Origin of the sequence: Allosphingosinicella sp. (assembly GCF_036387215.1) — a bacterium.
Taxonomy (GTDB): domain Bacteria; phylum Pseudomonadota; class Alphaproteobacteria; order Sphingomonadales; family Sphingomonadaceae; genus Allosphingosinicella.
In genome coordinates, this window is sequence record NZ_DASVUE010000412.1 from 1 (window position 1) to 5,043 (window position 5,043).

6 protein-coding genes are annotated in these 5,043 nt (G+C 66.2%); 1 reads left to right on the plus strand and 5 read right to left on the minus strand.

What is annotated here, in order from left to right; all coding sequences use genetic code 11:
- Window positions 1–735: ABC transporter ATP-binding protein (locus VF662_RS15750; protein ID WP_464142899.1), on the minus strand; the 735-nt coding region annotated here is incomplete at its 3' end.
- Entirely contained in the window at window positions 732–1,841 is a 1,110-nt protein-coding gene (locus VF662_RS15755; protein WP_464142900.1) for an MlaE family lipid ABC transporter permease subunit, read from the minus strand. The genes VF662_RS15755 and VF662_RS15750, both read right to left, overlap by 4 nt.
- Window positions 1,842–1,933: 92 nt before the next feature.
- Between VF662_RS15755 and VF662_RS15760 the strand changes: the two genes are divergently transcribed.
- A complete protein-coding gene (locus VF662_RS15760; protein ID WP_464142901.1) occupies window positions 1,934–2,611 on the plus strand; it encodes an HAD family hydrolase in 678 nt (225 codons plus the stop codon).
- Here VF662_RS15760 and VF662_RS15765 read toward each other — a convergent pair.
- The 3 genes from VF662_RS15765 to VF662_RS15775 form a co-directional block, all read right to left on the minus strand.
- On the minus strand, window positions 2,608–3,912 hold the full coding sequence (locus VF662_RS15765) for a cystathionine gamma-synthase family protein (RefSeq protein WP_464142902.1): 1,305 nt from the start codon (window positions 3,910–3,912) through the stop codon (window positions 2,608–2,610). The two genes, VF662_RS15760 and VF662_RS15765, sit on opposite strands and share 4 nt — an antisense overlap.
- 73 nt (window positions 3,913–3,985) lie before the next feature.
- Entirely contained in the window at window positions 3,986–4,558 is a 573-nt protein-coding gene (locus VF662_RS15770; RefSeq protein ID WP_464142903.1) for a GNAT family N-acetyltransferase, read from the minus strand.
- The coding region (locus tag VF662_RS15775) for a purine nucleoside phosphorylase YfiH/LACC1 family protein (protein WP_464142904.1) at window positions 4,555–5,043 on the minus strand (489 nt) is incomplete at its 5' end. The genes VF662_RS15775 and VF662_RS15770, both read right to left, overlap by 4 nt.

Genomic DNA, 5,043 nt, shown 5'->3' on the forward strand with positions numbered 1-5,043 from the left:
GAAATATTCCTGTATCCATTCGTGGTCCAAAGCCAATAATTCCGGAATCGTTCCAATCGCGACCACCTTCTTGTCCGCCAGCACGGCGACGCGGTCGCAGATGGCGTAGAGTGTGTCGAGATCGTGGGTGATGAGGAAGACCGTGAGGCCGAGCGCCCGCTGAAGGTCCTTGATCAGCTGGTCGAACGCAGCGGCGCCGATCGGATCGAGTCCGGCGGTCGGCTCGTCGAGGAAGAGGAGCTCCGGGTCGAGCGCGAGCGCACGCGCGATCCCGGCGCGCTTCTTCATGCCTCCCGAGAGCTCGGCCGGGAATTTCGGACCCGCTTCGGCTGGAAGGCCGCTCATGACGATCTTGTAGGACGCGATCTCATCGAGGAGCTGCTGATCGATCCGAGGATAATATTCTCGGATCGGCACCTGGACGTTTTCGGCGACGGTGAGCGTCGAGAAGAGCGCCGCGCCTTGGAAGAGGATGCCCCAGCGGCGGCGGACGTCCTTAGCCTCGTCTTCGCTGCGGCCGACAGTATCCTCGCCGAACACATGGACCTCCCCCGCATCGGGGCTCTGGAGACCGATGATCGACCGCATCAGCACTGACTTGCCGGTACCCGAGCCGCCGACGACTCCGAGGATCTCGCCGCGGCGGACGTCGAGGTCCAGCCCCTCGTGGACCACCTGGTTGCCGAAGCTGTTCTTGAGCCCGCGGACCTCAATGATGGCTTCGGGCGCGTTCATAGCCAGCCGATCGATGTGAAGAAGACGGCGAAGAAGGCATCGAGCACGATCACAAGGAAGATGCCCTGGACGACCGCGGCGGTGGTGCGAAGCCCCACCTGCTCTGCATCGCCTTCCACCTGCATCCCCTGGAAGCAGCCCGCCATCGCGATGATGAGACCGAACACCGGCGCCTTGATCAGCATCTGCCACAGGTCGGTGATGGGCACGACCTCGCGGATGCGCTGAACGAACGTCACCGGCGGGATTCCGAGATCGATCCATGAGAAGAGGCCGCCGCCGACGATCGCGATGACGGAGGCGTAGAAGCCCAGCAACGGCATCAGCAGGACGGTGGCGAGCACGCGCGGGATGACGAGCGCTTCCATCGGCGAGACGCCGATTGTGCGCATGGCGTCAACTTCCTCGGCAAGCCGCATCGATCCGATCTGCGCCGCGAAGGCGGAGCCGGAACGGCCCGCGACCATGATCGCGGTCATCAGGATGCCGAGTTCCTTGACCGCGCTTCGGCCGACGAGGTTGACGGTGAACACCTCGGCTCCGAACTGGCGGAGCTGCACCGCGCCCTGCTGCGCGATGACGATGCCGACCAGGAAGCTCATCAGCCCGATGATCCCGAGCGAGTGGATGCCGACCAGCTCGAACTGCTGGGTGACCGCGTTGATCCGGAAGCGGCGCGGATGGGTGATCACGTCCTTCAGCGAGACCAGCAGCGCTCCGAAGAAGCCGAGCAGGCCGAGCATGGTCCGCCCTGCCGCGGCGGTGGCGCCGCCCACCTGGTTCAGGACCCGGTAGAGCGGCGGAGTCCGGTCCGGACGCACCTTCACCGGCTGGTCGGCGTGCGCGACCTGCTCGAGCAGGGTCGCGAAATGCTCGTTGGTGCCGACGATCTGCGCTTCCCGCTGCCGCGCCAACCGGTGCACCAGCCATGCGCCCACGGTGTCCATCCGCGACACTTGCGAGAGGTCGATCGTCAGCCGCTCCCCGTCCACCTTGTCCAGCCGGTCGGGGAGATCGCGGATCGAGGCCAGGGTGAGGTCGCCAGAAAACAGCACGGCGCGGCGGTCGCCGTCGACGCTCTGTCTGAAATCGGCAGCGGAGCTCATCGCGGCGGACACTGCTTCAATAACCCGAAGCGGGCAAGCGCGTTCCACCGGAGAGGTAGACAATCCGGAGGCGCTGTGCTTGCCGGAGCGCCATGAAGAGCGCGCTCGCAATCTACGATATGGACCGGACGATCACTCGGCGGGCGACCTACACCCCCTTCCTGATCCACGCCGCCGTTCAGCTGGCGCCGTGGCGGCTGGTGCTCATACCGTTCGTGATCCTGTCGATGCTTGCCTATGTGCTGAAGCTGATCGACCGGGGGCGGCTGAAGGAGATCAACTACACTTTGCTCATCGGCCGCGGCATCGCGCCCGAGCGGCTCGAGCCCGTGATCGAGAGCTTCGCCGAGAAGCAGATCGCCACCAATATCATGCCGGGCGCCCGCGCGAGCATTGATGCGGACCGGGCGGCGGGGCGGCGGCTGGTGATGGCGACGGCGTCCTACCGCATCTACGCCGCCGCGATCGCCCGGCGGCTTGGCTTCAACGATGTCATCGCCACCGAGACCGGTCTCGATGCCGAGGGCAGGATCATCGCCCGGATCGAGGGCAGCAATTGCTACGGCGACAGCAAGCTCGCGATGATTGAGGCGTGGCTGGCGCGCGAGGGCCTCTCCCGCGAGGCCGTTCACATCCGCTTCTACTCGGACCACATCTCCGACAGCGTCGTCCACCGCTGGGCGGACGAGCCGGTGGCGACGAACGCGCACGACCGGCTCATCCGCCTCGCCAAGGCGGAGGGGTGGGAAGTCCTCGACTGGAGCCGCTAGATCGCGCTCAGCGCCTGGTCGAAATCGGCGATGAGGTCGTCCGGGTCCTCGACGCCGATCGAGATGCGGACGAGGTTGTCGGAAATGCCGAGCGCCTTCTTGCGCTCGTCGGGGACCGACAAATGCGTCATCGCCGCAGGCGCGCTTGCGAGCGTCTCGGTGCCCCCGAGCGAGACGGCGAGCTTGGCGATCTTGAGGCTGTCGAGGAAGGCGAAAGCCTCGCGCTCGCCGCCCTTCAGATAGAGCGAGAAAGTCGAGCCGGCGCCGGTGCAGTGGCGCTGGTAGATGTCCGCCTGGCGATCGTCCTTCAGGAAGCCGAGATAGCCGACGCTTTCGACCTTCGGATGGCCGCGGAAGAATTCGCAGACCTTGGCGGCATTCTCGCCCGCGCGGCTCATGCGCAGCTCGAGTGTCTCGAGGCTGCGGAGCAGCATCCAGGCGGTGTTCGGGTCGGTGATCGTGCCGATCGTGTTCCGCATCATACGGATTGGGTTGATCAGCGCCTTGGCGCCGACCACGCCGCCCGCGACGAGATCGCTGTGGCCGCCCGCATATTTGGTGAGCGAATAGATGGAGAGGTCGGCGCCATGCTCCAGCGGCTTCGACCAGAGCGGGCCGAGGAAGGTATTGTCGATCGCAATCGGCGGCCGCTGCTCGCCGAGCACCGCATCGCGTGCGGCTGCGACGGCCTGAACGTCGACGAGGGCGTTGGTCGGGTTGGCCGGGCTTTCAAGGTAGATCAGCGACACCCGCCCTTGCGCCTTTGCGCGCTCCAGCACCGCCTCGATCTCCTCGCGCTCGGCCCCCGCCGGGAAATCGAGCCAGGAGATGCCGAACTTGCCGAGAATACGGCCGATCAAGGTCTCCGTCGCCGCATAGAGCGGCCCGGAATGGACGATCACGTCGCCCGGCTGCACGAACGTGAGCAGCAAAGTGGCGATCGCCGACATGCCTGAGGAGAAGGTCAGGGCGTCCTCGGCATCTTCCCAGACGCTGAGGCGGTCCTCGAGGATCTCCTGGTTAGGCCCGTTGAAGCGGGAATAGACAAGGCCTTCAGCGCCGCCCGGCCGCTTTCCGGTCACGCCCTCGAAGTGGCGCTTACCCGCCGCCGCATTCTCGAAGACGAAGGTCGAGGTGAGGAAGATCGGCGCCTTCAGCGAGCCTTCCGACAAAGCGGGATCGTAGCCGTGACCCATCATCAAGGTGGCCGGCTTCAGCTTGCGGCCGCCGATCTCGAGCACGTCGGGCTTCGGGCGGCGGCGCGGCGTCGCGCCGGTGAGATCGGATTCGTCTTCCTGCATGTTGGGCTCCTGGAGGTGTTGGTGCCCCCTAGCGCAGGAAAGCGCCGATCATCCAGACAATCCCGACGTGCAGCTAATCGAGCGCGATCCGGAACCGCAACGCGGGAGCGCCGCCCTGCGCCGGAAGCTTGGTGAATCGCTCGACCAGAATGCCGCCATTGGCTTCGATCACGCCTTGAGAAGCCTTGTTGTCCGGATCGGTCGTGATCTCGACGTAAGGAAGGCCGCGGAGCCGCGCCTCCCCGAGCATCAGCGCCAGAGCGCGTTTCCCGAGCCCCTCCCGCCGCCTCCATGGCACCACCGAAAAACCGATATGGCCGAGCACGTGCGGCGGGAGCGCGGCGGTGCCCGGTTGCCAGCGGAAGCCGATGCTCCCGCACACCTCCCGCTCCCACATCCATCTGACGAAGCCGGGGAGGCGCGGGACCGTGCTGCCGTCCGGAAGCTTGACTGGAGCGCCCTTTGCTTCCGGGTCGTCAAGCGATGCGAGGAAGCCGTGAGGATCACGCCCGATCCATTCCAGCTGCTCTTCCGCAGCCGTCCTGCCCCGCGTGTTGTCGGGCGCCCAGCCGCGACCCAGCGCCGCCGCATAGGAAGGCAGATGCTCCATTGCCGGCCGCACCAGCCTCATTTCTGAAGCGGTCATGGCAGTGCGATCAGCGAGATCTGCCGCCCGTAATCCGGCTCGCCGCGGTGGGTGGCGCGGCGGTAGCTGTAGAAGCGGTCCGCATCCGAATAGGTGTCGAGGCCAAGGGCTTCGATCCGGGCGAGGCCGGCGGCGGCAAGGCGGGAGACGACGAAGCCTTCGAGGTCGAACTGGTAGCGGCCGGGCCTGCCCGACTTGAAGAAGCGCTCATGAGCCTCGTCCTCGGCGGTGAAGCGGCGGAAGAAGCCCTCATCCACCTCGTACGATTTCTGGGCGATCGTGGGTCCGACAGCGGCGATGATCCGGCTGCGATCGGCGCCGAGCGTCTCCATTTCCGCAATCGTGCCGTCGATCACTCCGCCGATCGCTCCCTTCCAACCGGCATGGGCGGCGCCGATCACCCCCGCCTGGCGGTCCGCGAACAGCACGGGCGTGCAATCCGCAGTCAGGATGCCGAGCAGCAGGCCCGGCCGGTCCGTCACCAG